Source organism: Paracoccus alkenifer, from assembly GCF_900108405.1.
GTDB lineage: Bacteria > Pseudomonadota > Alphaproteobacteria > Rhodobacterales > Rhodobacteraceae > Paracoccus > Paracoccus alkenifer.
In genome coordinates this window covers 381021-406314 of the sequence record NZ_FNXG01000002.1, presented here as the reverse complement: position 1 = coordinate 406314, position 25294 = coordinate 381021, and the positions used below count along the sequence as shown (strand labels likewise).

Here is a 25294-nt window from a genome sequence, read left to right as displayed (position 1 = left end):
CCGCTTGCACGGCCCGTCCTTCCATATCTTCATCTTGCCGGAAATATCCCACGGGGGTGCGGGGGTGTGAAACCCCCGCTGCGCCCGGGCCGCAGACGCCGCGGCTCAGGCGTTGAACAGGAAATGCAGAACGTCGCCGTCCTTGACCTCATAGGTCTTGCCCTCGACGCGGAACTTGCCGGCCTCGCGGGCGCCGGCCTCGCCATTGCCGGCAACGTAATCGTCAAAGGCAATGGTTTCCGCGCGGATGAAGCCCTTTTCGAAATCGCCGTGGATCACGCCCGCCGCCTGCGGGGCCAAGGTGCCGCGGGTGATGGTCCAGGCGCGGGCCTCTTTCGGGCCGACGGTGAAATAGGTCTGCAACCCCAGCAATTCGTAGCCAGCGCGGATCAGCCGATCCAGCCCGGCCTCGTCCAGCCCCATTTCCGACAGGAACAGCTGCGCCTCGTCCTCGGGCAGCTGGCTGATTTCTTCCTCGATCCGGGCCGAGATCACCACATGCCCCGCCCCCTGCGCGCGCGCCATTTCCGCCACGGCGCTGGTCTGGGCGTTGCCGGTCGCGGCCTCGGCCTCGGCCACGTTGCAGACGTAAAGCACGGGCTTGGCGGTCAGTAGCTGCAACATCCCCCAGGCGCGGCGGTCGTCCTCGGGCACGGTGACGCTGCGGGCGGGGCGCCCGGCCTCAAGCGCCTCTTGCGCCAGCTTCAGCAGCCGTTCCTGATCGGCGGCCTCCTTGTCGCCGCCCTTGAGCTTGCGCACCAGATTCGCCCGCCGCCGCTCGATGGATTCGAGATCGGCGATCATCAGCTCGGTCTCGATGGTCTCGGCATCGGCCACCGGGTCCACGCGGCCCTCGACATGGGTGATGTCGCCGTCCTCGAAACAGCGCAGCACATGGGCGATGGCGTCGACCTCGCGGATATTGGCCAGGAACTGGTTGCCCAGCCCCTCGCCCCGGCTGGCACCCTTTACCAGCCCGGCGATGTCCACGAAGGTGATCCGGGTGGGGATGGTCTGTTTCGAGCCGGCGATCCCGGCCAGCAGGTCCAGCCGCGGGTCCGGCACCGCGACCTCGCCCACGTTCGGCTCGATCGTGCAAAAGGGAAAGTTCGCGGCCTGCGCGGCGGCGGTGCGCGTCAGCGCGTTGAACAGCGTGGACTTGCCGACATTCGGCAGCCCGACGATCCCCATGCGAAAGCCCATTCTGCATCCTTTCCCGGTTTCGCCGGGGTTCTAGGTCACGGGCGGGGCCGGGTAAAGCGGGGGCCGGGTAAAGCGGGGGCGGGGCCGCGCGCATCTTTCCCTTTCGCCGTGGCCCGGCTAAGGATTCCCCATCCAGGAAAGGCCCCGCCCATGACCGACGCGACCGCGCGCACCATCACCCGCCCCACCACCCGCCCCGGCACCCGCATCGACCGGCTGTTCCAGCGGCTGGGCCGCGAAAACCGCAAGGCGTTCGCCACCTATACCATGGGCTACGACCCCGACCGGGAAACCTCGATGCAGGTGCTGCGCGGGCTGCCGGGCGCGGGCGTGGACATCATCGAGCTGGGGATGCCCTTTACCGACCCGATGGCCGACGGGCCGACGATCCAGGCGGCGGGGCAGCGGGCGCTGGCCGCGGGCGGCTCGGCGACCGGAGTGCTGGAAATGGTGCGCGAGTTCCGGCAGGAGGACGACGACACCCCCATCGTGCTGATGGGGTATTACAACCCGATCTATGCGCGCGCGGGCGGCGTCGAGCAGTTCCTGACAGACGCGGCCGCAGCCGGGGTGGACGGGCTGATCGTCGTGGACCTGCCCCCCGAGGAAGACGCCGAGCTCTGCATCCCTGCCGCCGAGGCCGGGATCAGCTTCATCCGGCTGGCGACGCCCACCACCGACGACCGGCGCCTGCCGGCGGTGGTGCAGAACACCAGCGGGTTCGTCTATTACGTCAGCGTGACCGGGATCACCGGCGGCCCCGCCGCCGATGCGGCCGAGGTCGCCCCCGAGGTCGCACGCATCCGCGACGCCTCGGGACTGCCGGTGGTGGTGGGCTTCGGCATCTCGACCCCCGATGCAGCGCAGGCGGTGGCCGGGGTGGCCGACGGCTGCGTGGTGGGCTCTGCCATCGTGCGCCACATCGCCGAGGGCAAGCCGGTGGATCAGGTGCTGGGCTTCGTGCGCAGCCTGGCCGAGGGCGTGCGCCGGGCCTGAGCGCCGCGCGCGCGCCGGTGGAAAGGCAGGACAGGGGCGCTGCCCCCGCGCTTCGCGCTCCCCCGGGATATTTGGATGATGAAGAAGCACCTCGCCACGCGGGGCGGCGGCGGTTCGGGCGGTTATAAATATCCCGGGGTTCGGGGCAGAGCCCCGATGCCTTTGCCATATGGCCACCACCTGTCCGTCTTGTGATCGCGAACCGCGCGCTTCGCCCCGCCAAACCCGAGGGTTCTTCTTTCGCGCGCCGCCCCGGTCCGATAGGTTGGCGCACATGGACGATCCGACCCACGCCCATATCGGCACCCCGGCACCGCAACTGCCCCCGCCCCGCGGGTTCTGGCAGCGAATCGGCGATCGGCTGGCGGCGCTGATCGGGGCGCGGCGGGCGGTCGTGCCGCCGGAACGCTCGGTCGCCTTCACCATCGGGGTGATCGCGCTGGGGGCCAAGATGGCCAAGGCCGACGGCCGCGTCACCCGCGACGAGGTCGCCGCCTTTCGCCGTATCTTCAAGATCCCCCGCGCCGAGGAACGCCACGCCGCGCGGGTCTTTGACCTTGCCCGCCAGGACGTGGCCGGGTTCGAGCTGTGGGCCGAACGGCTGGCGCGGCTTTTGCCCCCCGGCGACCCGGTGCTGGTCGATGTGCTGGACGGGCTTTATGTGATCGCCACGGCCGGCGACGCCCCGCGCCTACACCACGCCGCCCGCGATTTCCTAGACGAGGTCGCCCGCATCTTCGGCGTCACCGCCCGCGACCACGCGCTGATCCGGGCCCGCCGGGTGCCCGACCACCGCTGCCTGCCGTGCGAAGTGCTGGGGCTGGCCCCCGGCACGCCCCTGCCGCAGGCCCGCGAACGCTATCGCCGGCTGATCCTGGAAAACCACCCCGACCGCGCACATTCCCGCGGCCTGCCCCCCGAGGCGGTGCGGCTGGCCGAATCGCGCACCCGTGCGATCAACGGCGCCTGGGCGGCCTATCGCGCGCAGTTCGGTTGACCGGCGCGCAGGGAACCCCCATCTGATCGGGGTGTTTCACAAGGGGCCAGGCCCCTTTTTTCCCGGTTCAGGCCGTTTCCCGGTCAGGAGTCCCGATGACCCGCATTCTTCCCCTTACGGCGATCGCGCTGGCGCTTTCCCTGCCCGCCGCAGCGCAGGTCGCCCCCGACAGCGCACCTTTCCAGATGCCCCGCGCCGACGAGCCTGCGCCCGACAGCGCGCCGCAGGCCCCGGACGCCCCGAGCTTTCTCGAAGGTTTCCTCATGGATTTTCTCGACCGCGCGCAGCCGCATCTGCAAGAGCTGGCCGAGGACATGGGCGGGCTTGTCGACGAATACCGCCCCGCGTTGCAGGACATCGGCCGGCTGATGGACGACATTGGCAATTACGAACTGCCGCCCGAGCGGCTGGCGAACGGCGACATCATCATCCGCCGCAAGCCGGGCGCGCCGCCGCCGCCGCCGGTGGAAAACCTGATGCCGCGCAGCCGCGACCACCTGCCCCCCGCCGAAAGGCCGCTGGAGCTGCCGCCGCTGCTGCCGCAGATCGAGCTTTAATAGCGCAGCCGCGCGAATTGCGAGCGGTCCGAGGCCGCCCGCGCCTGCCCCAGCGTCTCGATCCCCTGCCGGGCCAGCAGCGGGATCATCCGCGCGAACACCTCGGCGGTGGCGACGGCGTCGCCCAGCGCAGTGTGGCGGGCGCCGATCTCGACCCCCAGCCGCGCGGCCACGGCCTCTAGCGCGTGGCTGTCCTCGGCCGGGTGCAGCACGCTCGACAGCAGCAGCGTGTCCAGCAGCGGGTGGTCAAAGCGCAGCCCGGTCGCGGCCTCCTTGAGCTTGAGGAACCGCATGTCGAATGCGATGTTGTGGCCGACCAGCACGCTGTCGGCGGCAAAGCGGTGAAACACCGGCAGCACCTCGGCGATGAGGGGCTGGCCGCGCACCATCTGCGGGGTGATGTGGTGGATGGCAATGCCCGCCTCGGGGATCGAGCGCTGCGGGTCCACAAGCTGGTCGATGGTCTCGCCGCGCAGGATGCGGGTGTTGACGATGCGCAGCGCCCCGATCTGGATGATCTCGTCGCCGCCCGCGGGGTCCAGCCCGGTCATCTCGCAGTCGAACACGGTAAAGGCCAGTTCCGACAGCTTGCGGTCGTCGTCGGCGCTGGCGTGGCCGGCGGCGAACAGGCCGAAATCATAGAACTCGGGGCGGCTGCCGATGGCAGATTCCGGGGGCGCGATGTCGGCGGTGGCGCGGGGCAGCAGCAGCCGGAAAAACCGCCCGCCCACGCCGTCACCGATGCCGCCGCGCGCGCGTTCCAGCCAGATCTCGCCGCCGTGGCGGTCCACCACCTCGCGCACGGTTGACGCGCCGGCGACGGGCTGCGCCATCGGCTCGTCCGGCAGGGCGGAATAGACGCGCGGGTCCAGCGCCGGGCCGTCCGCGACCCAGCCAAGGTCCAGATGCGCCCGCGTCCCCGCCGGGGTCAGCCGCAGCCACAGCACCGGGTCGTCATGCAGCGCAAGGATGCGGCGCGCCAGCTGGTCCAGCGCCCCGATCAGCCCGAAGCTGTCGATGCGCAGCCACAGATCCTGCGCCATCGGCTGGGTGGTGATCGGCGCGCCCGCGGTCGCGGCCAGCCGGCGCACCGCCGCCGCCATCAGGTCGGCGCCCTGCATGTCGTGCAGCGGCCAGCGCAGGCCGATGTCCTGCGCCGCGGCCTCTTCGTCGGCCAGCAGGCGCTGGTGCATGGCGGCGGTCTCGTCGCGGATCACGGCCAGAAAGCGGTCGTGGTCGGCGGCGCCAAGGTCGGGGAATTCCAGCATCTCAAGCGCCGCCTGCATGTTGGCGACCGCGGCGCGGCTGCGTTCATACATGTCCTGCAACGCGCGGTCGCGGCGGGTCTGGCGGTCGTGATCCTCGGTGATGTCGTCAAGCATCAAGAGAAACCCGGTCAGCGCCGCGGGGTCGGCGGCGTCGCCCCCGGCCTCGTCCCCCCCAAGCCCCGCCAGATCGGTCCGCCGCACCGGGGCCACGCTGGCGCGCAGCAGATGCCCCGCATCCGAGGCCGTGACGAACTGCGCGGCCGAGGCGCTGCTGTCGGCACCCCGCGCGATCCGCGCCTCGACCCGGTCCAGCGCGTGATCCAGCGCCGCCTTGTCGATCAGCGCATGGATCGACCGCCCCAGCCCGATCAGCTCGGCCCCCGCGCTGTCGCCGCCGCCGCGCCCGGAAATCCGCCGCGCCAGCGTCCGCATCCGGCCGTTATACAGCAGGATCCGCCCCTCGCGGTTGCAGACCACCACCGCGTGGTCAAGTTCGGTCATCAGCGCCGCCAGCTGGTCGCGCTGTTCGGCGACGCTGCGGCTGGCGTCGGCCACCAGCCGCGCCATATAGGACGCGAGTTCCCGCCGCTGCCCCAGCAGCCGGTCGATTTCCTGCGCCAGCGCCTGGGTTTCCGGGGTGTGGGCGATCTCGGGGACGGCATCCATCGTCTCGTCCGCGGCGGCGATGCGCATGGCGCCCAGCAGGCGCTGCGGGGCAAGGATCAGCCGGCGGCGGGCGCGCTGCGCGAGCCACCCCAGCAGCACCGCCGCCCCCAGCCACCACAGGAACATCACCATCCATGTGGCCTCAAGCGCGTCGAATACCGCCTGCCGCAGCGCCGCGCCCTGCGGGCCCAGCACCGACAGGAACACCACCGCGCCCCCCAGCGACCACAGCCCCAGCGCCACCCCCGGCGCGATCAGCGGCGCCAGCCCCCGCGACCTCATGCCAGCAGTTCCCGGATGCGCCCGGCCAGATCGCGCGTCGAAAACGGCTTGGCCACGAACGCATCCGCCCCCGCCCCCATGGCGCGCGCCTGATCGGCCTCGCGCGAACGCGCGGTCAGCATGACGATGCGGATGCCGGACAGGTCGGGGTCGCTGCGGATGGTTTCACACAGGTCGAACCCCGACAGGCCGGGCATCATCGCATCCAGCAGCACCAGCGAGGGGCGCTCGGCCCGGATCATCGCCAGCGCCTCGGCCCCGTCGCGGGCGACAAGCACGCGGTGGCCCTCGCGTTTCAGCAGGAACTCCAGCGAGACGACGATATTGGGTTCGTCATCGGCGATCAGCACGGTGCGGGTCATGGGTTTCCCTCTCGTTCGGCCGGGTCGAGCGGCAGGGTCAGGACAAGGCGCGCGCCCCTTTGCGGCGCCGGTTCTGCGGTGATGTCACCGCCGTGGCAGCGGGCAATCGCGCGGGATAGCGGCAGGCCAAGGCCGGTGCCCTTGGGCCGGTCGGCGCGCGCGCCCGACTGGTGCCAGGGCAGAAAGATGGCCTCGTATTCCGCCGGGGGGATGCCGGGGCCGTTGTCGGTGACGGAAATTTCCACCCCTCCGGGCGCGGGACGCAGCGCGGCGGCGACGCGGCCGCGGCCCTCGGGGGCGAATTTACCGGCGTTCGACAGCAGGTTCAGAACCACCTGCAACAGCCGGTCGCGGTCGCCGCAGATCGCCGGCGCCGGCGCAAGGTCAAGCCCCAGCGCCACGCCCCGCCCCGCCAGCCAAGGCCGCACCACCGCCGCCGCATCGCGCAGCAGCGCGGCCGGGTCCAGCGCCGCCATCTTCCCGTCGGCAAATGCGCTGCCCAGCCTTGCGGCATCAAGGATGCCGTCCACCAGCCGCCCCAGCCGCGCGGACTCATCGACGATGATCGACAGAAAGCCGTCGCGCTGGGCGGGGTCCATGTCGGGGCTGTCCTGCATCAGCTCGGCCAGCGCCCGAATGGCGGTCAGCGGTGTGCGCAGTTCGTGGACGGCAGCGGCCAGAGCCTCGTCCTGCGCAGCCGCGCCGGGGGCCGAGTGACCGCCGCGCCCGCTCATGTCTGCAACCGGAAGGCTTGGGTAATCCAGTCGCGGAAACCGCGCACGATGGCCAGCGCCTCTTTCAGCCCCTCGCGGTCCAGGGCGCCCAGCGCATCCAGCCGGATCAGGTTGTCGGGGGCGCGGCCGTCCTCGATCTGGCGCAGGTTGCTGTCGAGCTTGACCCCCATCAGGAAATGCAGCGCATCGGACAGGTCGCGGGCCTGCGCAGGCGTGATCCGCCCCATTTGCGCCAGCGCCGCCAGCCGCGCGGCGGTGGGCAGGTCGGGGACGCGGTATTTCAGCGCCAGCGCCCGCGCGCCCTGCACGATGGGAAATATCCCCAGCTTCTTGATGTCCACCTCGGCCGAGCCGCGCCCGGTCATCCCCGGCAGCCGCGACCACCAGCTGCGATCCTGCGAAAAACTGTTCACCGAGGCCGCGAACCGCGCCAGATAGGCGTCGCTGTCCGACATCAGCCGCGCCAGATGCGCGCGCAGGCCGGCCAGCAGTTCCGCGTCGCCCGACACCGCCAGCGCATCCATGAAGATGGCCAGCTTCATCGGCCCCTCGGGGTCGTCGCCATGCACCCATTGCCCGATGGCGCGGCGATAGCCCGCCACGTCGCGGCACCAGTCGGGGCGGCTGGCCATGATGCCGCCGGGGCACGGAGGATAGCCGAAATCGACCAGCGCGGCGGTGAATGCGGCGGTGGCCTTGGCCGCGGTGTCAGCCGCCACGCCGTCGCGCAGGATCAGGCCGTTGTCCTGATCGGTGCGCATGATCTGTTCGCCGCGCCCCTCGCTGCCCATCACGATCAGGCAGGAATTTTCGCGCAACCCCTCGGGTGCCACCAGTTCCCACAACCGGCGGAACACGGTGCGGTTCAGTTCGCCCACCAGCCTTGCAATGACCTCGACCCGCACCCCGTCCCGATGCAGCGCGGCGATCAGCGGCGCGATCTGGTCGGCGGCGCGTTTCAGCGCCGCGACGCTGCCGGCCTCGGCCGCCTCAAGCGCAATCAGATGCGAGCGGTTGGCCAGAAACCCCATCAGGTCCAGCTGGCGCAGCACCCCGGCCACCTGCCCGCGCTCGCAGACCACCAACCGGTGGACGCCGTGGCGCAGCATCAGGATCATCGCCTCGAACAACTCGGCGCCGCGCTCGATGGTGACGGCGGGGAATGCGGCGACCTCGGCCAGGGTGACAGAGGCCGGCGGGCGGTCCATCAGCAGCACGTCGCGCAGGTTGGTGGTGGTAAAGATGCCCAGCCGGTCCGCGTCGCCACCGCCGCCCCGCACCAGCACATCGGTGACCCCGGCCGCCGCCATCTGCCGGCAGGCGCTGACGATGTCGGTCCCCCCGTCCAGAAAGAACGGCTTGCGCACCGGCGCATCCCCCACGCGCGAGGTGATCAGCGTCAGCGTCTCGCGCCGCGCATCGTCGCCGGACATCAGCGGCACGGCCGGACCCAAAGGCCCGGCCGCATCCTCGTTTTTCCTGAACCCCCTTGGCGTCAATGCGCCGAGGCCGCCGAGGCGCCGATCCCGGTTTCCGACCGCACCTGCTGCGCAAGGAAGCCCGCGCGGTCGACCGCGGCGCGCCCGCTCTTGTCGGTGATCGAGAACAGCCAGATCCCCAGGAACGCCAGCGTCATCGAAAACAGCGCGGGCGAGGTATAGGGGAAGGGCGCGGACCCGGCCGGGTTGCCCAGCGTGGCCTCCCACACCGAAGGCGACAGCACGGTCAGCACCACCGACGAGATCAGCCCCAGAAAGCCCCCGACCACGGCGCCGCGGGTGGTCATGTCCTTCCACAGGATCGACAGGAACAGCACCGGAAAATTCGCCGAGGCGGCAACCGCAAAGGCCATCGACACCATAAAGGCGATGTTCTGCTTTTCAAACGCGATCCCCAGGATGACGGCGATCACCCCCAGCGCCAGCGTGGTGATCCGCGACACCCTCAGCTCGGTGGCGCTGTCGGCGCGGCCCTGCCGCAGGACGCTGGAATAGATGTCGTGCGACACCGCCGAGGCCCCCGACAGCGTCAACCCCGCCACCACCGCAAGGATGGTCGCAAACGCCACCGCCGACATGAAGCCCAGAAAGATGTTGCCGCCCACGGCGTCGGCCAGATGCACCGCCGCCATGTTGACGCCGCCGATCAGCCCGCCGTCCGCCTCAAGAAACTCGGGGTTGGTCAGCACGAACAGGATGGCGCCAAAGCCGATGATAAAGGTCAGCAGGTAGAAATAGCCGATCCAGACGGTGGCCCACATCACCGACTTGCGCGCCTCTTTCGCGCTGGGAACGGTGAAAAAGCGCATCAGGATATGCGGCAGCCCGGCGGTCCCGAACATCAACGCCATGCCGAAGCTGATGGCGGAAATCGGATCCTTGATGAAATTGCCCGGCCCCATGATCGACTGGCCGGCGGCCGCGGCCTCGTCAGGGGCTTGCCCCGCGCCCAGCGCGATGTCGGTCTTGATCTGCACGGCACCCGCGAACAGCCGTTCCGGGCTGAAGCCCACCGACATCATCACCATGAACGCCATGAAGGACGCGCCGCCCAGCAGCAGGCAGGCCTTGATGATCTGCACCCAGGTGGTGGCGGTCATGCCGCCGAACAGCACATACACCATCATCAGCGCGCCGACGATGACCACCGCCATCCAGTATTCCAGCCCGAACAGCAGCTTGATCAACTGCCCGGCGCCGACCATCTGCGCGATCAGGTAAAACGCCACCACCACCAGCGTGGAACTGGCCGCGAACACCCGCACCGGGGTCTGCGCGAACCTGAACGAGGCCACGTCGGCAAAGGTGAACTTGCCCAGGTTGCGCAGCCGTTCGGCCATCAGAAAGGTCAGGATCGGCCAGCCGACCAGAAAGCCGATGGAATAGATCAGCCCGTCATAGCCGTTCGACATCACCGCCGCCGAGATCCCCAGAAACGAGGCCGCAGACATGTAGTCGCCGGCAATCGCCAGCCCGTTCTGGAACCCGGTGATCCCGCCGCCGGCGGTATAGAAATCCGACGCCGACTTGGTGCGCGAGGCGGCCCATTTGGTGATGAACAGGGTTCCCGCGACAAAGATCGCGAACATCCCGATCGCGGTCCAGTTGGTCGCCTGTTTCTGGATCTCGCCCTCAAGCGCGGGGGCGGCGACGACCAGCGAGGGCACCAGCAGCAGCATCGACAGGCCGAGAAAGCGGCGCATGGAAAGTCCGGGCATCATTTCAGCGCCTCCTGCCGGATACGGTCGGTTAACTCGTCATATTCGCTGTTGGCGCGGAACACATAGACCGCGGTGATGATGATGGTGAACAGGATCACCCCAAAGCCGATGGGGATCCCCCAGGTCATCACGCCGTCGCCGATGCGGGCGGCCAGCGTTTCCTTGCTGAACGCGATCAGCATGATAAATCCGTAATAGACCACCAGCATCGCGATGGTCAGCCGCCACCCGAAGCGCAATCGTTTTTGTCGTAATTCCTGATAGTTGGGGTCCGAAGCTATACGCTCAAGCATCTTGTCCTGCATGGAGAAATCCTCGCACGAGTAAAAAGATTCTTTGACAAACTATCCGGGCGGCGCGGCCGCAGGGGCCCGCCACGATCACCGGCCAGCTTGCCGGTGGCCGGCCGGATCTCCGGCCGACCAGCGCCCCTGAGGGGGTTTATCCGCGGTTCATGCGGTTCTCGATCAGCTCGTCGACCACGCCCGGATCGGCCAGCGTCGAGATGTCGCCCAGGCTGCCATAGTCGTTTTCCGCGATCTTGCGCAGGATGCGGCGCATGATCTTGCCCGAGCGGGTCTTGGGCATTCCCGGCGCCCACTGGATCAGATCCGGCCGGGCGATGGGGCCGATTTCCGTGCGCACCCAGCTTTCCAGTTCCTTGCGCAGCTCGTCCGAGGGGGCGATGCCGTTCATCAGCGTGACATAGGCATAGATGCCCTGCCCCTTGAGGTCGTGCGGATAGCCGACCACCGCGGCCTCGGCGACCTTGGGATGGGCGACCAGCGCCGATTCGACCTCGGCCGTGCCCATGCGGTGGCCCGACACGTTGATCACGTCATCGACGCGGCCGGTGATCCAGTAATACCCGTCCTCGTCGCGGCGGCAGCCGTCGCCGGTGAAATAATAGCCCGGGTATTGCTGGAAATACGCCTCTTCAAAGCGCTGGTGGTCGCCCCACAGGGTGCGCATCTGCCCGGGCCAGCTGTCGGCAAAACACAGCACCCCCTCGACCCCGTTGCCCTCGATCACGGCGCCGCTGGTGGGGTCCAGCACCTCGGGGCGCACGCCAAAGCAGGGCAGCGTCGCCGAGCCGGGCTTGGTCTCGATCGCATAGGGCAGCGAGGTGATCATGTGGCCGCCGTTCTCGGTCTGCCAGAACGTGTCCACGATCGGGCATTTCCCCTTGCCGATATGCTTGTCATACCAGTTCCACGCCTCGGGGTTGATCGGCTCGCCCACGGTGCCCAGCACCCGCAGGCTGGACAGGTCGTGTTTCTCGACCCATTCGGTGCCCTGGCTGATCAGGCTGCGGATGGCGGTGGGCGCGGTGTAGAACTGCGTCACCTTGTGCTTGTCGCACACCTCCCAGAAGCGGCCGGGGTCGGGAAAGGTCGGGACGCCCTCGAACATGATGGTGGTGGCGCCGTTCGACAGCGGCCCATAGACGATATAGCTGTGGCCGGTCACCCAGCCCACGTCGGCAGTGCACCAGAACACGTCGCCTTCCTGATAGTCGAAGGTGTTCTGATGGGTCAGCGACGCATAGACCAGATAGCCGCCCGAGCTGTGGACCACCCCCTTGGGCTTGCCGGTCGAGCCCGAGGTATACAGGATGAACAGCGGATCCTCGGCCCCCATCGGGCGCGGCGGGCAGTCGGGGCTCGCGTGTTCCATCAGCGCCAGCACGTCCACGTCGCGGCCCTGCACCCAGGTGGTCTGGTCGCCGGTGTGCTTGACCACCAGGCAGCGCACCTTGTCCGAGCAATGCAGCAGCGCCGCGTCGGTGTTCGATTTCAACGCGGTCTTGCGACCGCCGCGCGGCGCAGTGTCCGAGGTGATGACCAGCTTGGCGCCACAGTCGTTGATGCGGTTGGCCAGCGCATCGGGCGAGAACCCGGCAAACACGATGGAATGGATCGCGCCGATCCGCGCGCAGGCCAGCATCGCATAGGCGGCCTCGGGGATCATCGGCAGATAGATCACCACCCGGTCGCCGCGCATCACCCCCTGGCTCAGCAGCACGTTCGCCATCCGGTTCACCTTTTCCGACAGCTCGGCATAGGTGATGTGGCGGGTGGGCGTGGCGGGATCGTCGGGTTCCCAGATGATCGCGGTCTGGTTGGCGCGCTTGGGCAGATGCCGGTCCACGCAGTTCACGCAGACGTTCAGGATCCCGTCCTCGAACCATTTGATCGAGACCTGCCCCATCATGAAATCGGTGTTCTTGACGCGGGTATAGGGCTTGATCCAGTCCAGCCGCCGGCCCTCGCGATCCCAGAACCCCTCGGGGTCGGACAGGGATTCCTGATAAAGCGCGTGATAGGATTCGGGCGTCACATGCGCCTTGTCATAGCCCTGGGGAACCGGGTGCTTGGCCACTGGTGCGACAGACATATAACCTCCCTAGCCGTCCAGAAATCGCAGCGATCCTCGGCGCTGCGAGCCGCCGGCGCTGACGCCGGCCATGGCTCGACCCTAGAAGCCGTTAACGCGGATGTCATATGCAAAAATTGCAAAACAATGCGTGATTCTTGTGTAGATTGTAAAAAATAAGCGGTTTCCGGGACATAAACTGGCCGGCCGGGCAGGTTTCCGCGTGAAGGATCAGCAAAATGACGCCGATTGCCCCTCATCAAGCCGCAGACGAGGCCGCGCGCACCCAGGCCGCGGACATCCTGCGCGACGCCGCCAGCGCCGTGCTGGCGGTTCTGGATGTGCAGGGCTGGCCGATGACATCGAGGATCGCGCTGCAACGGGACGGCGGCGGCGCGGTGCTGGCGATGCTGTCGGGGCTGGCGCTGCATACGGCGGCGCTGCGCCGCGATCCGCGGGCGGCGCTGCTGATCGACGCCGCCGCCGCACCCGATGCGCGCGCCATCGCGCTGGCGCGGGCGCGGCTGTCGTTGCAGGTCGAGGCGGTCGAGATCACCGACCATGACGAGGACGGCGCGCTGCGTGCCGGCTGGCTTGCCCGCGATCCCAGGGCGGCGGTCTATGCGCGGCTGCAAGATTTCCGGCTGTGGAGGATGCAGGTCAAGGGCGGGATGCTGAACGCGGGTTTCGGCCGCGCCAGCCTGCTGCGGCCGGGCGACCTGTCCTGACGCGAGAAAACCCGGCAGCGCAGGGCTGCCGGGCGTTGTGATCACAGCTTGCGCGGGTCGGTTATTCCGCCTGATCCATGCGGATCTTCAACGCCATCGCGCCGCGCACCGCCTGCGAGAAATCCAGGTAAAGCTGGTCCTTGCCCGTCCCCTGCGCCCCGGTGATCGAGGGCAGGTCGGTGTTGCGCGCGCCGCTGGCGGTGGTCACCGCGCCCTCGGCCACCACCGATTCCACCCGCAGCGCCTGCGCGTTGAAGGGCAGCGCGCCGCCCGTCGCCACCACCCAGCGCGCGGCGGCGGTGTTCTGGCGGTGGCTGACGGTCAGCGGGTTGGCGGTGGGGGTGCGCACCCCGCTGAAGGTGTTGCCCTCGAACCGGACGTTGCGCATTTTGGCCACGTCCAGATTGGCGAAACTGGTGTCCACCCGCTCGACCCGGTCGATCTGCGCATATAGCGACTTGAACACGTTGCCCATCACCGTCAGCCCGTGCAGCCAGTGGTTGGTCCCGAACGGCTTGACGACGATCCACGAAAAGCTGGCGACCGTATGCGAGCATAAAAACGTGTTGCCGGTCATCGTCACACCCCCGAACGGCGGCTGGCCCGAGGAATTCGGCACCGGGTGGTGTTCATTGGTCCACTCGATACTGGCGTTGTCCACATAGTTGCCGGTGATGGTGACCTGCGCATTGCGCCCGGTCAGCACCAGCCCGGCGCTGCGCAGCCCGGTGTTCTGGCTGTCGCCCTGGAACCAGTGGTTGCCGGAAATCAGGTGCCCCGTCCCCGCCGCCACGCAGAAATGCCCAAAGCGGACAAAGCGGTTGTCGCGGATCTTTGCGTCGTTGCCGTTCACGTTCAGGCAGACGCTGGTGCGGCTTTGCACCGGCTGGCCCATGTCGTGGGACATGAATTCGCAGCGGTCGACCAGCATCCCCTGGCACGCCTCGCCGATCGAGGTGATGCCGCGGTCCCGGGGCCGTGTCATGAAACAGTCGCGAAACGACCACAGCTCGCCCTGCGGCGGCAGCATCACCCCGCTGGCCCGCCCGTCCAGCCCGAAATCCACGTTCATGAAATAGAACCGGTCCACCTGCGGCACGGTCGAGAAATCAAAGGCGTAGCGATAGCGCTGGAACGTATAGCTGCGGGTGCCGGCGCCGCCGTAAAGCGCCTGCGACAGGGTCAGCGTGCCGGTGGCGACGTTCTTGGCGCGCACATAGATCTCGCGCCCCACGCCGGGGCCCGAGATGCGCGAGCCGACCTCGATCGCGGCGATCTGGCCCACGGCGCGCAGCTCTCGCGGGTATTCGGGGTCATAGGTGGCGCTGGCGGTGACGGTCGCGGTTTCCCACGCCGGCCCGTCCACGATGGCGATCTGGCCGTTGGCGACGACCCGGCGGGCGGAAAACTGCGTCAGCCCGGGGATGATGTCGCCGATCACCAGCGGCTCGGTCAGGTCCACCTTGCGGCCGCACAGGTCAAAGATGTTGTGGTCGGTATAGTCCAGCAGCGCCTGCAACCCGCGCTTCATCCCCTCGGTCTCGTCGCCGAAGGCGTCGGCGTATGAGGGCAGCTCGAAATTGCGCCGCAGCCCCAGCCGGGCGGTGCGCGGCATCACCAGCGTGCCGACAAAGCGCACCGGCTCGTTCATGGTCAGGTTGCCGTTGATGAAATAGGTGCCCTCGGGGACCAGCACCTGCCCGCCCGCCGCCGCCGCATCGGCCAGCTGGAACGCCGCGCGGTCGTCGGTCACCCCGTCGCCCCTGGCGCCATAGTCGCGCACATCCACCCAGTCGATCATCGCGGGAACAAAGGCGGCGGTGATGTCCTCGATGCGGATGCTCTCGATACGGACGGCGCCGCCGTTCGGGCCGGTGATGTCCAGCCCCAGATGGCCGAATACCGCCGTCGGCCCCCAGCCCAGATGCACCCCCGGCCGGGCCGAGGTGCCGACGATGGCCGAGACCTCGACCACCTGCCCGTGCCCGGGCAGCGCAACCACCGGCCCGGTGACGGTGACCCCGTTCACCCGCTGGCGCTGCGCATTCCCCGGCCAGCCCGCGATGCGGACCGAGGCCAGGTTCCCCGCCACCGCCTTGACCCGCGCCGAGACCCGCAGATAGGTTCCCGGCAGGATCGGTGTTTCCCCGGTAAAGCGGATGCGGGTTTCGGTCGCCTGTTTGACGATTTCAAGGCAGGCGCCGAAATCCTGATCGGCCGGCACGATGGCCGCATTGGTGGCGCTGGCCCAGGTGGTCTGGCCCGAGCGCCCGTCCTCTTGCGACCACGCCGCCAACCCGGCGGCGAACCCCGGCGGCATCAGCTGCAAGCCCGATGTGATGGCGATGTTCATGCGCTCGTCCTTCCCCCTGAGGATGCGAGGTCACGACACGCCCCGCAGCAGCCCGCAAACCTGCCGCGCAAGGGTTGACGCGCGGTTAACCAACCGCGCGGTGCAACAAGGGGGTGGCAACGGGCCAAGAGGCGGGGGGTGGTGCGTGCAAAGCACGCACCCTACGCAGCCACCACGCATCCCCGGCCGTAGGGTGCGTGCTTTGCACGCACCATCCACCCTCAGACCGCCTCAAGCTCTCCGGCCAAGGCCCGCTCGATCAGCGCACGGGTCTCGGCCACCCCGTAAAGCGCGATGAAACCGCCGAAACGCGGCCCCTGATCGGCGCCCAGCAGCACCTGATACAGCGCCTGGAACCAGTCGCGCAGCGGCTCGAACCCGTGGTCCTTGCCCACCGCAAACACCATGCTTTGCAGGGTTTCGGGGTCGGCCGGCGCATCCCAACCGGCCAGCCGCGCCGCCAGATCGACAAGCGCCGCGCGTTCGGTGTCGTTGGGCGCACGGAAGGCCCGCGTCGGCGCCACGAAGTCGTTGAAATACCGCACCGCGAACCCCGCCGCCGCATCAAGGTCGGGGTGGGTTTGCGGCGTCGCCTCGGGCGCATAGCGGCGGATGAAGCCCCACAGCGTCTCCTTGTCCTGCGCGGCGGACACCGACGCGAGGTTCAGCAGCATCTGGAACGGCACCACGAGGTTCGATTCGGGCACATTGCCGCCATGGATATGCCAGACCGGGTTCGCCAGTTGCTGATCCACCGTCTGCCCCGGATAGGCGCGCAGCTGCTGGTGGTATTCGTCCACCGCCTTTGGGATCACGTCGAAATGCATCCGCTTGGCGGTCTTGGGCTTCTGATACATGAAATAGGACAGGCTTTCGCTGGCCGCATAGGTCAGCCATTCGTCGATCGACAGCCCGTTGCCCTTGGATTTGCTGATCTTTTGCCCGTGCTGGTCCAGAAACAGCTCATAGGTGAAATGCTCGGGGGCGCGGCCGCCCAGAATCTCGCAGATGCCGTCATAGATGGGCGTGTTGGTGGAATGGTCCTTGCCATACATCTCAAAATCGACGTCCAGCGCGGCCCAGCGGGCGCCGAAATCGGGCTTCCACTGCAATTTCACATGGCCGCCGGTGACCGGCAGCGTCCATTCAAGCCCCGTCTCGTCGTCAAAGGTGATCTCGCCCCGCGCCGCATCCACATGCTTGATCGGCACATACAGCACCCGCCCGGTTTCCGGGTGGATCGGCAGAAAGCAGCTATAGGTCTGCTGGCGTTCCTCGCGCAGACTGGCCAGCATGATTTCCATGATCGCGTCATAGCGCTCCGCCGCCAATCGCAGCGTGGCGTCGAACTGCCCCGAGCGATAGAACTCGGTCGCGCTGATGAATTCATACTCGAACCCGAACGTGTCCAGGAACCGGCGCAGCATGGCGTTGTTGTGGTCGCCGAAACTGGGGTATTCGCCGAACGGGTCCGGCACGCTGGTCAGCGGCATTTGCAGATGCTCGCGCAGCATGTCCTGCTGCGGCACGTTGTCGGGAACCTTGCGCATCCCGTCCAGATCGTCGGAAAAACAGAACAGCCGCGTGGGGATGTCGCTGATGATCTCGAACGCGCGGCGAACCATGGTGGTGCGCGCCACCTCGCCGAAGGTGCCGATATGCGGCAGGCCGGACGGCCCATAGCCGGTCTGGAACAGCACATAGCCCTTTTCGGGGTCTTTCTTGGCGTAGCGTTTCAGCACCCGGCGCGCTTCCTCGAAAGGCCAGGCCTTGGAATTCATCGCGGCATCGCGCAGGGTAGTCATTGGTGCTCTCCGTCCGTTCGGCCTTGCCGTAGCGGGCAGGCCCCCTATCGTCAACATCCGCACCCGCCCGAGGCCCCCATGACCCTGAACCTGCCCGCAATGTCGCCCTGCGACGCGCTTGTCGCCGTGATGGTGGCGGTTTCGGCCGCCGGACAGGGGCTGGGCACGGCCGAGATGGTGGCGATCGAGCGGCTGGTGAACCACACGCCCGTCTTTGCCGCCTATGACATCGACCGGGTGAGGGCGGTGTCGCAGACCGTGCTGTCGATCTTCGAGGAAGAGGACGGGCTGGACGCGCTGTTCGGGCTGATCCGCGACGCGCTGCCCGAATCGCTGTATGAGACCGCCTATGTGCTGGCCTGCGACGTGGCCGCCGCCGATGGCCGCGCCGACCAGATCGAGCTGCGGCTGCTGGTCGAGCTGCGCGAGGAATTGCAGATTGACCGCCTGCACGCCGCCGCGATCGAGCTGGCCGCCCGCGCAAGAAACCGCCAGCTTTAGATTTCCGGCGGCAGCATGGCGGGAGGGGGCTCATCCCGCAGGCTCGCCGCCACCAGATCGCGCTGCAACAGCTTGGCGCGCTTGACCCACGCCAGCGAGCCCTCGGGCCATTCCCGCCCCGAGGTCGCCGCCAGCCGCGGCTCATCCGCCATCAGCGCGGCAAAGGCGATCTCGCGCCCGTCCGCCGCCGCATAGCCGGCCAGGCAGGACACGAAATTCAGCGTCCCGGTCTTGGCCTGCACCAGCGCCGCGCCGTCGCGCCCGTGGCCTTGCGCGGCCTCGCCCAGCACCTCGCGCAGCGGGTCGGTGTTCAGCAGCGGCCGCAGCGCCGCGCGGGCCGGCGGCCGCGCCAGCAGCCGCGCCAGCGACTGCGCGGTGATACGGTTCTGCGCGCTCATCCCCGAATGATCCGCCAGCACCGCGCCGGTAATCCCCTGATCCTCCAGCCATTCGCCCATCGCGCGTGCCGAATCCGCCTGCGTCGTGGCGCCGCTGGCAGCCAGCCCCACGACCTCGGCGGTCAGGTTGGTGGAATGTTCCAGCATCCCGCGCAGCAAAACGGTCAACGGGGCGCTGTCCAGCCGCGCGATCTCGGTGCCCGCGGGCGGCACATGCGCCACCTCGGGCGTGGGCAGCGCCAGCCCTTGCGCACGCGCGAGGGTCTGGAACACGTCGCCGGCATAGGCCTCGGGGCGGCGCACCGGCAGCCAGCGCGAGCCGCTGCGGCCCAGCCCGGCGCGCGGCACCTGCCAATGCTCGCGCCCCTCGGCGATGCTGTGGCCAAAGCCGCCGCCGGGCGTGGTGCCGGCGCTGATCGTCCAGGCCCGCGGCGACTGCGCCACCCCCCGTGCCTGTAGGTTCAGCGTGCAGTCGGCCTCGCAGCGCCAGCCCAGATAGACGCGATTATAGTTGAGGATCATCCCGGAAACAGTTGGATTATATGCCAGATGCACCGCCTGCCCCGGCGCGATCTGGTCCACCTGCGGCAGCGCCCCGCCCCAGACTGCAAAGCGTTCGGGCCGCCAGTCGCCCACCGCCCGCGCCGTCTCGGCCGCCAGCCCCGCCAGCGCATCGGTGTCCAGCGCCGGGTCGCCGCCGCCCGCCAGCACCAGCGTATCGCCATCGCGCAAAACCCGCGTGGTGAACCGATGCTGCGGCCCCAGCCGCTCCAGCGCATACAGCGCGGTCACGGTCTTGAGCGTGCTGGCCGGAGGCAGCGCCAGCCCCGCGCCCACGTCCTGCAAAACCGCGCCCGATCCCAGCTCGATCGCCGCAAACCCCAGCGAGGCGCGGCCCAGCCCCGCCCCCGAAAACAGCTGCGCGACCGAGGGCGCCGGCTTGCGGCGCGGCCGCCCGGCCCATGCCGGCCCGGCAAGGACCGCAGCCGAAGCCGCCAGCAGAAAATCACGTCTTTTCATCGCTGAACCCCGGAAACCTCAGATCGCCTCGACCCCAGCCGCCCGCCCTCGGCCAACCACGCGGCCAGCGCCAGCCCCGCGATCAGCACCAGCCACGCCCACGCGGGCAGCAGCGGGCGCACCGCCAGCCCCTCGACCGCCTCGGCGCCGCGCGGGGTGATCGCGATCCACGGCCGCGCGATGCCCTGCCCATGCGCCTGCCGCCCGACCGCGACCGTGCGCAGATCCGGCACGCCCTCGGACAGCGGCAGCACCGCGCCCTGGGTCGCGGCCACCAGCGGTTCCAGCGCCGTGGAATCGGCCACCGTCTGCTCGAACTCGCGCGGGGCGGCGGGACCAACAGCCACCACCCGCGTCAGACCGCCCTCGGCCAGCCGATACAGCCCCGGCGCTGGCGCCGGAAACCGCCCCGAGAACCGCCCCGCGCCCTCGGGTTCCAGCACCAGCGTCGCGGTCGAGCCATCGGGCCGGGTGATCCGAACCGGCCCGATGGCGTCGTCCATGGTGTGCCGGGTGATCGCCAGCGTGGCCCCGTCAGTGACCGAGACGGACAGCGTCTCCTCCTCAAGATCCGGCTCTTTCATCGACCAATGCGCGACGCGGCGCAAAAGCTCGGCCTGCGGGCCGCCGCCCTCGAAGCCGCGCCCCCACAGCCACACCTGGTCCGAGGTCAGCAGCGCCACCCGCCCCGCGCCCGCGCGGCCGGCGATCAGCAGCGGATGGTCGCCCTCGCCGGTCATCAGCACCTCGGCGCCGGGGTCGGCCACCACCTCGCCCATGCGCAGCCAGCGGCCCCAGGGCGCGCCCCCGCCGCCCGGCGCGCCCGGCAGCGCGGCGGTGACCGGGTGGCGGCGCCCGGCATCGGTCAGCTGCGGCCGGAACGGCGCGTCCAGAAACCGCCCCGTCGGCCGCGCCGGCAGGATCGCGCCCAGGGGCGACAGATGCAGGCTTTCCACCCCCGCCATTTCCGGCCCCGAGGCCACCAGCAGCGCCCCCCCGCCTTGCACATAGCGGCGGATATTGTCGAAATACTGCGGCGGCAGGATGCCCCGCACCCGGTAGCGGTCAAAGATGATCAGGTCGAAATCACCGATCCGGTCGTGAAACAGCGCCTCGGTCGGAAAGGCGATCAGCGCGAGTTCATCCACCGGCACCCCGTCCATCTTGTCGGGCGGGCGCAGGATGGTGAAATGGACCAGATCGACATTCGTGTCGGATTTCAGGATGTTGCGCCAGACTCTTCCGCCCGGATGCGGCTCGCCGGACACCAGCAGCACCCGCAGCCGGTCGCGCACGCCCTCGATGCGGACCACGGCGCGGTCGTTCAGCTCGGTCAGCTGCGGCGGACCGGCGTCCGGCGGGTCCAGCGCCAGCGCGACCACGTTCTGCCCGGGGTGTTCGGGCGTCACCTGAATATCCAGCGGCATCCCCGGCGGGATCGCGACGGTCTGTTCATCCCCCCCGTCCAGCGACAGCCGCAAAGTGGCGGCGCGGCCGGCCACCGCGTCGGGGACGGCGCCCTGATCCTCGACACGCAGCCGCAGCGTCACCGGCTGGCCGATCAGCCCGAAACCGGGGGATTCCTCGATCACCAGCCGGCGGTCCCAGTCGCCCTCCTGCCCGGTCAGCAGCACATGCACCGGCGCCGGCGCCTTGGCGGGCAATGCGGCGGGGTCGTGGACCTGCCCGTCTGTGATCACAATTACCCCGGCAAGACGCGACTCGGGTTCCGCCGCCAGTGCGCGGGTGATGGCATCGCCCAGCAGCGTGCCGTCCGGGTCGTCGCCCAGCGTCACGCGGCGCAGTTCCGTATCCGGGCGGGCGGCGATCTGCGCGGCCATCGCCTCGGACGCCGCGGCCAGCTGCGCGGCCCGCCCCGGCAGGGACTGGCTGGCGCTGTGATCCTCGACCAGCAGCACGATGTCGGACAGCCCCCGCCGCACCCCGGTTTCCAGCATCGGCCCCGCCATGGCCGCCGCCGCCGCCAGTCCGGCTGCCAGCCGCCACCCCCAGCCGCGCAGCCCCCGCCACCACGCGAAAGCCGCTGCCAGCAGCGCCAGCACCAGCAGGCCGACGACAAGCCCCCAGCCCAGCAGCGGCGCGAAATCCAGCGTCCAGCCCGCCACGCTCATGGCAGCAGCCTTTGCGAGGGGGCAAAGCCGTCCCCGCCCTGTTCGCGGCCCAGCCGCTCCAGCAGTTCCGGCACATGCACCTGATCAGATTTATAATTACCGCCAAGCGCATACATCACGATGTTGATGCCGAATCTCAGCGCCATCTCGCGCTGGCGGCCGCTGTCATAGCCGCGCCCGATAGCATGAAGGGGACGGCCGAATTCATCCTCGGCCCAGGCTTCCGCCCATGAATTGCCGCCGATCACCACCGGCGACACCCCGTCGTTGGTCACCCCCAGCGCCCCCTGTTCGGCGCTGGCCGAGGGCGCCTCGACCCAGACCTGCCCGTCGCGGTGGCGGCCGGGAAACGCGCTCAGCAGGTAATAGGCGCGGGTCAGCACATGGTCGCGCGGCACCGGCGCCAGCGGCGGGATGTCCAGCGGCGCGGCCAGATGCCGAAGCGCCGCGCCTTCGGGGCCATCGATTCCCGCCAGATCGCCGTCGCCGGTGTCGAACAGGATCATGCCGCCGCTGCGCAGAAAGCGGTTCAGCCGCGCATAGGCCAAGGGCGAGGGCGGCGGCTGATCCGCCGTCACCGGCCAGTAAAGAAAGGTCAGCAGCGACAGCTCGTCCTGATCCAGATCGACGCCCACCGGGGTGCCCGGCTCGACCGTGGTGCGGGCGCGCAGGGCGGCGGTCAGCCCGGAAAGCCCCTGTTCCGAGGTCTCGTCGGTCTGCGGATCGCCTGTGATCACATAGGCCAGCGCCCCATCCGCCGCGGCCGCCGCCAACCGCGGATCGGGGGCGGGCGGCTCTTGCGCCGTCAGCGGCAGCGCGGCCAGCAGCAGCGCCAGCGTCAGGGGCAGGATGCGCTGGCTCATGCCGCCGCCCTCGCCCGCCGCCCGCCCGCAACCAGCGCGCTGCCCAAGGCGTCCACCGCCAGCGCCAGCCCGGCCAGCGCCAGCAGCCAGCCGCCCAGCTGCGTGCCGGGCGCGGCGTCAGCAGCCTCGACGGTGGCGCCTTGCCAGTCGGCCCTGACCATCGCCCCGCCTGCGTTCAACGCCGCCCGACGCTCGCCCGAGGCGTAGATTCCGGCCGGAGCCAGCGGCCCGGGGCCCTGCGCGAAATCCTCGGCCGCGACCGGGGCCAGCCCCTCGGGCGCGCGGGGGCGGCCAAACCCGTCCAGCACCAGTTCGGCCGCCCAGTGGCCGGTGTCCGCGGGCGCAGTCTCGGCCCGTTCAGCCCCCTCCACCCCCGAGGCGCTTTGCACGATCCGCTCGAGCATCGCCACGAACAGCCCCGACAGCGCCAGATTGCCCCATTCCGCGTTGGCGGTGGTGTGGACCAGCAGGATGCGGCCCGCGCCCACACTGTCGCGGGTGACCAGAGGGGTGCCGTCCTCAAGCTGCGCAATGGTGCGGGCGGCAAGATCGGGGTCCGGCTCGGGCAGCAGCTGCGCGCGCACCAGCACATCGGCGGGGATCGCCAGCCCGGCAAAGATCCCGTCCGCCGCGAATGGCGCCAGCGCCCGCGGCGCGCCCCAGCTGAGCGCGCCGCCGGCATCGCGACCGCCCGGGCGTAAGCGCACCGGCAGCAGCCCGTCCTGCGACAGATCAGGCTGCGCCGCCATCCGCGGCCCGGCGAAACGCAGCAGCAACCCGCCCTGCGCGACCCATTCGGCCAGTTCATGCGCCTGCGCGCCGGGGGCGGCATCGGCCAGCACCACCACATCGGGGCTTGCCTGCAACACATCGGCCAGCGTGCCCTCGATCAGGTCGGTCGAGGGGGCCAGCGCCTGACGCAGGTAATGCAGCGGCGACAGCAGGTGCTGGCCTTCGGTCGCGCGGGCGTCGCCGACCAGCGCCAGCTTGCGCCGCCGCATCCGGTCGTCGGCCAGCACCACCGCCCCGGCCGAGGCCACGCCCTCGACCGCGAAACTGGTGATGCGGTTGCGCAATTCGGGCGGCAGGTCGATGGAGATGGTGGCGGTCGCGGGGTCGCTGTCCGGGGCCGCGCGCAGCCGCGCCAGCTGGCGCGGGATGCCCTGCGGGTCCGGCCCCATCGCCAGCACATCGGGCAGCGCACCGGGGGGCAGCGCGCCGGGCGCGGTCGTGCGCAGGATCAGCGAGGGCCGCGCGCCATCCTGCACCGACAGCGAATGCAGCGGGGCTGAGGGCAGCGCCACCGTTACCGCCCCACGCGCGGCCAGCGACGCCAGCAGCGGCGCGCGTCCCGGATGGTCCAGCCCGTCTGCGATCCACAGCGTGCTGAACCGCGCGGGCGCATCGGCCAGCATCGCGGCGGGGTCGGCGGGATAGCGGGTTTCCCACGGCTGCGGGCTGGCCGCGCGCAGGGTCGCGGCGGCGTCGGCAGCGGTGCCGAACACAAGACCCTGCCCCCGCCCGCCCTGCCCGTCAGCCAGAAACAGCGCCACCGGGCGACCCTGAGCCTGCGCGCGATCCAGCGCGGCGCGGGCGCGGGCCTGCGCCTCGGCCCAGCCGGGGGCAGCGGCCCAGCCGGTGTCCATCACGATCAGCAGCGGGCCATCGTCATCACCGGCCGCCTGCGGCTGCGGGCGCCAGACCGGCCCGGCAAAGGCGATGATCGCCGCCGCCACCGCCAGCAGCCGCAACGCCAGCAGCCACCACGGCGTGTGGCGGGTGACGGGCGCCGGGTCAGCCAGCCCCAGCAGCAGCGCGGTGCCGGGAAATTCGACCTCGCGCGGGGCGGGCGGCACGGCACGCAGCAGCAGCCACAGCAGCGGCAGCGCCAGCCCTGCGGCCAGCAGCCACGGCGCCGCAAAGCCAAGGGGGCCCAGCGCCATCATGGCGACAGCGCCCCATGCAGCCACAGCAGCGCGGCCGCGGGCGCAGCACCGGTGTCATGGGTGCCGAACTGCCAGCCCGCTGCCGCGGCCAGCTGCGCCAGCTCGGCTCGGCGGGCGGCAAGCCGGGCCAGATATGCCTCGCGCAGGGCGGCGGCGTTGCCGGTGGCGTGGCGTTCCCCCGAGGGCGCGCGGAACCGCACTGCGCCGGCAAAGGGAAAGCTCTCTTCGACCGGATCGAGCAGTTGCAGCAGCGCGCCGCGACAGCCCAGCGCCGCCGCCTGCCCCAGCAGCCCGCACAGGCCCGTCAGATCGCCCAGAAAATCCCCGACCAGCACCACGCGGCGATGCGGGCGCAGCGCATCCTGACCCGGCAGCTCATCCGAGGCGGCCAGCAGGTCGCGGGCCAGCGCCTCGGCCTGCACACGCCCCGGCCGCGCGGGCGCGGCGCCGATGCCCACGCGTTCACCCCCGCGCAGCATCAAAAGCCCCAGCGCCAAGGCCAGCACCCGGCCCCTGTCGCGCTTGGGCGGGCGGGCGGGATCGCCGCTCCACCCCATGCCTTGCGTGCCCGACACCCACAGCACCGCCGCCTGCGGCGCCTGCAATTCGCGTTCGCGCACAAAGGCCGCGTCAGAGCGGGCCGAGCGGCGCCAGTCGATCAGCCCGGCCGGATCGCCCGGCGCGGCGGGGCGGTATTGCCAGAAATCCTCGCCCGCGCCGGCGCGGCGCAGCCCATGCGCGCCGGGATCGACGCTGGCGGCCAGCCGCTCGGCCGCGAGCATCAGCGCGGGCAGGCCCAGCGCCGCGGATTCCGCCCCCAGCCGCAGCGCGGCAGAGCCATCCCCCGACGCCGCTGGCCCGCGGCTGGATCCCGCAACCCGCATCGC

At 69.9% G+C, this 25294-nt stretch carries 20 protein-coding genes; 5 read left to right on the top strand and 15 right to left on the bottom strand.

The window, feature by feature from the left end:
- Window positions 1–105: 105 nt before the first annotated feature.
- Window positions 106–1203: a redox-regulated ATPase YchF gene (gene ychF, locus BLW83_RS06110; RefSeq protein WP_090846658.1), complete on the bottom strand. Its 1098-nt coding sequence runs from the start codon at window positions 1201–1203 to the stop codon at window positions 106–108.
- A gap of 150 nt (window positions 1204–1353) precedes the next feature.
- On the opposite strand from ychF, the gene trpA reads away from it, so the two are divergent.
- From trpA to BLW83_RS06095, 3 genes are all read left to right on the top strand, one after another.
- Complete coding sequence (trpA, locus tag BLW83_RS06105; protein ID WP_090846656.1) at window positions 1354–2199, top strand: tryptophan synthase subunit alpha; 846 nt, start codon at window positions 1354–1356, stop codon at window positions 2197–2199.
- Window positions 2200–2473: 274 nt separating this feature from the next.
- Entirely contained in the window at window positions 2474–3196 is a 723-nt protein-coding gene (locus BLW83_RS06100; protein WP_090846654.1) for a molecular chaperone DjiA, read from the top strand.
- A gap of 95 nt (window positions 3197–3291) precedes the next feature.
- Window positions 3292–3753, top strand: coding sequence for a hypothetical protein (locus BLW83_RS06095; RefSeq protein ID WP_090846652.1), 462 nt, complete (start codon window positions 3292–3294; stop codon window positions 3751–3753).
- Here BLW83_RS06095 and BLW83_RS06090 read toward each other — a convergent pair.
- The 7 genes from BLW83_RS06090 to acs form a co-directional block, all read right to left on the bottom strand.
- Window positions 3750–5969 carry a 3'-5' exonuclease gene (locus tag BLW83_RS06090; RefSeq protein ID WP_090846650.1) on the bottom strand — a complete coding sequence of 740 codons (2220 nt, stop codon included), beginning with the start codon at window positions 5967–5969 and terminating at the stop codon, window positions 3750–3752. The two genes, BLW83_RS06095 and BLW83_RS06090, sit on opposite strands and share 4 nt — an antisense overlap.
- Window positions 5966–6331, bottom strand: coding sequence for a response regulator transcription factor (locus tag BLW83_RS06085; RefSeq protein WP_090846648.1), 366 nt, complete (start codon window positions 6329–6331; stop codon window positions 5966–5968). The genes BLW83_RS06090 and BLW83_RS06085 overlap by 4 nt, the downstream gene beginning before the upstream one ends.
- On the bottom strand, window positions 6328–7065 hold the full coding sequence (locus tag BLW83_RS06080) for a sensor histidine kinase (protein ID WP_090846645.1): 738 nt from the start codon (window positions 7063–7065) through the stop codon (window positions 6328–6330). The genes BLW83_RS06085 and BLW83_RS06080 overlap by 4 nt, the downstream gene beginning before the upstream one ends.
- The gene (locus BLW83_RS06075) at window positions 7062–8498 is read right to left on the bottom strand and encodes a DUF294 nucleotidyltransferase-like domain-containing protein (RefSeq protein ID WP_090847511.1); all 1437 of its coding nucleotides are present in this window, start codon (window positions 8496–8498) and stop codon (window positions 7062–7064) included. Before BLW83_RS06075 ends, BLW83_RS06080 begins: the two co-directional genes overlap by 4 nt.
- A gap of 62 nt (window positions 8499–8560) precedes the next feature.
- Window positions 8561–10282: a cation acetate symporter gene (locus tag BLW83_RS06070; protein ID WP_090846643.1), complete on the bottom strand. Its 1722-nt coding sequence runs from the start codon at window positions 10280–10282 to the stop codon at window positions 8561–8563.
- Complete coding sequence (locus tag BLW83_RS06065; protein WP_090846641.1) at window positions 10282–10590, bottom strand: DUF485 domain-containing protein; 309 nt, start codon at window positions 10588–10590, stop codon at window positions 10282–10284. The genes BLW83_RS06070 and BLW83_RS06065 overlap by 1 nt, the downstream gene beginning before the upstream one ends.
- 136 nt (window positions 10591–10726) lie before the next feature.
- A complete protein-coding gene (acs, locus tag BLW83_RS06060) occupies window positions 10727–12682 on the bottom strand; it encodes an acetate--CoA ligase (protein ID WP_090846639.1) in 1956 nt (651 codons plus the stop codon).
- A gap of 218 nt (window positions 12683–12900) precedes the next feature.
- On the opposite strand from acs, the gene BLW83_RS06055 reads away from it, so the two are divergent.
- Entirely contained in the window at window positions 12901–13389 is a 489-nt protein-coding gene (locus BLW83_RS06055; protein WP_090846637.1) for a hypothetical protein, read from the top strand.
- Between the two features lie 61 nt (window positions 13390–13450).
- On the opposite strand, the gene BLW83_RS06050 is transcribed toward BLW83_RS06055, so the two are convergent.
- On the bottom strand, window positions 13451–15742 hold the full coding sequence (locus tag BLW83_RS06050) for a glycosyl hydrolase family 28-related protein (RefSeq protein WP_090846635.1): 2292 nt from the start codon (window positions 15740–15742) through the stop codon (window positions 13451–13453).
- Between the two features lie 221 nt (window positions 15743–15963).
- Window positions 15964–17547: a lysine--tRNA ligase gene (locus tag BLW83_RS06045; RefSeq protein WP_090846633.1), complete on the bottom strand. Its 1584-nt coding sequence runs from the start codon at window positions 17545–17547 to the stop codon at window positions 15964–15966.
- A gap of 78 nt (window positions 17548–17625) precedes the next feature.
- Between BLW83_RS06045 and BLW83_RS06040 the strand changes: the two genes are divergently transcribed.
- Window positions 17626–18048, top strand: coding sequence for a tellurite resistance TerB family protein (locus BLW83_RS06040; protein WP_090846631.1), 423 nt, complete (start codon window positions 17626–17628; stop codon window positions 18046–18048).
- Here the strand turns inward: BLW83_RS06040 and BLW83_RS16000 are convergent.
- The 5 genes from BLW83_RS16000 to BLW83_RS06020 are packed head-to-tail and all read right to left on the bottom strand — an operon-like array spanning window position 18045 to window position 25291.
- Entirely contained in the window at window positions 18045–19466 is a 1422-nt protein-coding gene (locus BLW83_RS16000) for a D-alanyl-D-alanine carboxypeptidase/D-alanyl-D-alanine-endopeptidase (protein WP_090846629.1), read from the bottom strand. The two genes, BLW83_RS06040 and BLW83_RS16000, sit on opposite strands and share 4 nt — an antisense overlap.
- Window positions 19463–21598 (bottom strand): hypothetical protein, encoded by a 2136-nt coding sequence (locus tag BLW83_RS06030; RefSeq protein ID WP_090846627.1) that lies wholly within the window; start codon window positions 21596–21598, stop codon window positions 19463–19465. Before BLW83_RS06030 ends, BLW83_RS16000 begins: the two co-directional genes overlap by 4 nt.
- Window positions 21595–22461, bottom strand: a complete 867-nt coding sequence (locus BLW83_RS16035) for a DUF4159 domain-containing protein (RefSeq protein WP_342707502.1) — start codon at window positions 22459–22461, stop codon at window positions 21595–21597. The genes BLW83_RS06030 and BLW83_RS16035 overlap by 4 nt, the downstream gene beginning before the upstream one ends.
- The gene (locus BLW83_RS06025; protein WP_342707501.1) at window positions 22458–24407 is read right to left on the bottom strand and encodes a BatA domain-containing protein; all 1950 of its coding nucleotides are present in this window, start codon (window positions 24405–24407) and stop codon (window positions 22458–22460) included. Before BLW83_RS06025 ends, BLW83_RS16035 begins: the two co-directional genes overlap by 4 nt.
- Window positions 24404–25291 (bottom strand): DUF58 domain-containing protein, encoded by an 888-nt coding sequence (locus BLW83_RS06020; protein WP_090846625.1) that lies wholly within the window; start codon window positions 25289–25291, stop codon window positions 24404–24406. The genes BLW83_RS06025 and BLW83_RS06020 overlap by 4 nt, the downstream gene beginning before the upstream one ends.
- Window positions 25292–25294 lie beyond the last annotated feature (3 nt).

Coding starts and splice junctions, on each gene's coding strand:
- BLW83_RS06100 (WP_090846654.1), top strand. CDS start 2,474: ATGGACGATCCGACCCACGCCCATATCGGCACCCCGGCACCGCAACTG.
- BLW83_RS06065 (WP_090846641.1), bottom strand. CDS start 10,590: ATGCAGGACAAGATGCTTGAGCGTATAGCTTCGGACCCCAACTATCAG.
- trpA (WP_090846656.1), top strand. CDS start 1,354: ATGACCGACGCGACCGCGCGCACCATCACCCGCCCCACCACCCGCCCC.
- BLW83_RS06020 (WP_090846625.1), bottom strand. CDS start 25,291: ATGCGGGTTGCGGGATCCAGCCGCGGGCCAGCGGCGTCGGGGGATGGC.
- BLW83_RS16000 (WP_090846629.1), bottom strand. CDS start 19,466: ATGAAAAGACGTGATTTTCTGCTGGCGGCTTCGGCTGCGGTCCTTGCC.
- BLW83_RS06050 (WP_090846635.1), bottom strand. CDS start 15,742: ATGAACATCGCCATCACATCGGGCTTGCAGCTGATGCCGCCGGGGTTC.
- BLW83_RS16035 (WP_342707502.1), bottom strand. CDS start 22,461: ATGAGCCAGCGCATCCTGCCCCTGACGCTGGCGCTGCTGCTGGCCGCG.
- BLW83_RS06090 (WP_090846650.1), bottom strand. CDS start 5,969: ATGAGGTCGCGGGGGCTGGCGCCGCTGATCGCGCCGGGGGTGGCGCTG.
- BLW83_RS06095 (WP_090846652.1), top strand. CDS start 3,292: ATGACCCGCATTCTTCCCCTTACGGCGATCGCGCTGGCGCTTTCCCTG.
- BLW83_RS06075 (WP_090847511.1), bottom strand. CDS start 8,498: ATGTCCGGCGACGATGCGCGGCGCGAGACGCTGACGCTGATCACCTCG.
- ychF (WP_090846658.1), bottom strand. CDS start 1,203: ATGGGCTTTCGCATGGGGATCGTCGGGCTGCCGAATGTCGGCAAGTCC.
- BLW83_RS06080 (WP_090846645.1), bottom strand. CDS start 7,065: ATGAGCGGGCGCGGCGGTCACTCGGCCCCCGGCGCGGCTGCGCAGGAC.
- BLW83_RS06070 (WP_090846643.1), bottom strand. CDS start 10,282: ATGCCCGGACTTTCCATGCGCCGCTTTCTCGGCCTGTCGATGCTGCTG.
- BLW83_RS06025 (WP_342707501.1), bottom strand. CDS start 24,407: ATGATGGCGCTGGGCCCCCTTGGCTTTGCGGCGCCGTGGCTGCTGGCC.
- BLW83_RS06085 (WP_090846648.1), bottom strand. CDS start 6,331: ATGACCCGCACCGTGCTGATCGCCGATGACGAACCCAATATCGTCGTC.
- BLW83_RS06045 (WP_090846633.1), bottom strand. CDS start 17,547: ATGACTACCCTGCGCGATGCCGCGATGAATTCCAAGGCCTGGCCTTTC.
- BLW83_RS06040 (WP_090846631.1), top strand. CDS start 17,626: ATGACCCTGAACCTGCCCGCAATGTCGCCCTGCGACGCGCTTGTCGCC.
- BLW83_RS06030 (WP_090846627.1), bottom strand. CDS start 21,598: ATGAGCGTGGCGGGCTGGACGCTGGATTTCGCGCCGCTGCTGGGCTGG.
- acs (WP_090846639.1), bottom strand. CDS start 12,682: ATGTCTGTCGCACCAGTGGCCAAGCACCCGGTTCCCCAGGGCTATGAC.
- BLW83_RS06055 (WP_090846637.1), top strand. CDS start 12,901: ATGACGCCGATTGCCCCTCATCAAGCCGCAGACGAGGCCGCGCGCACC.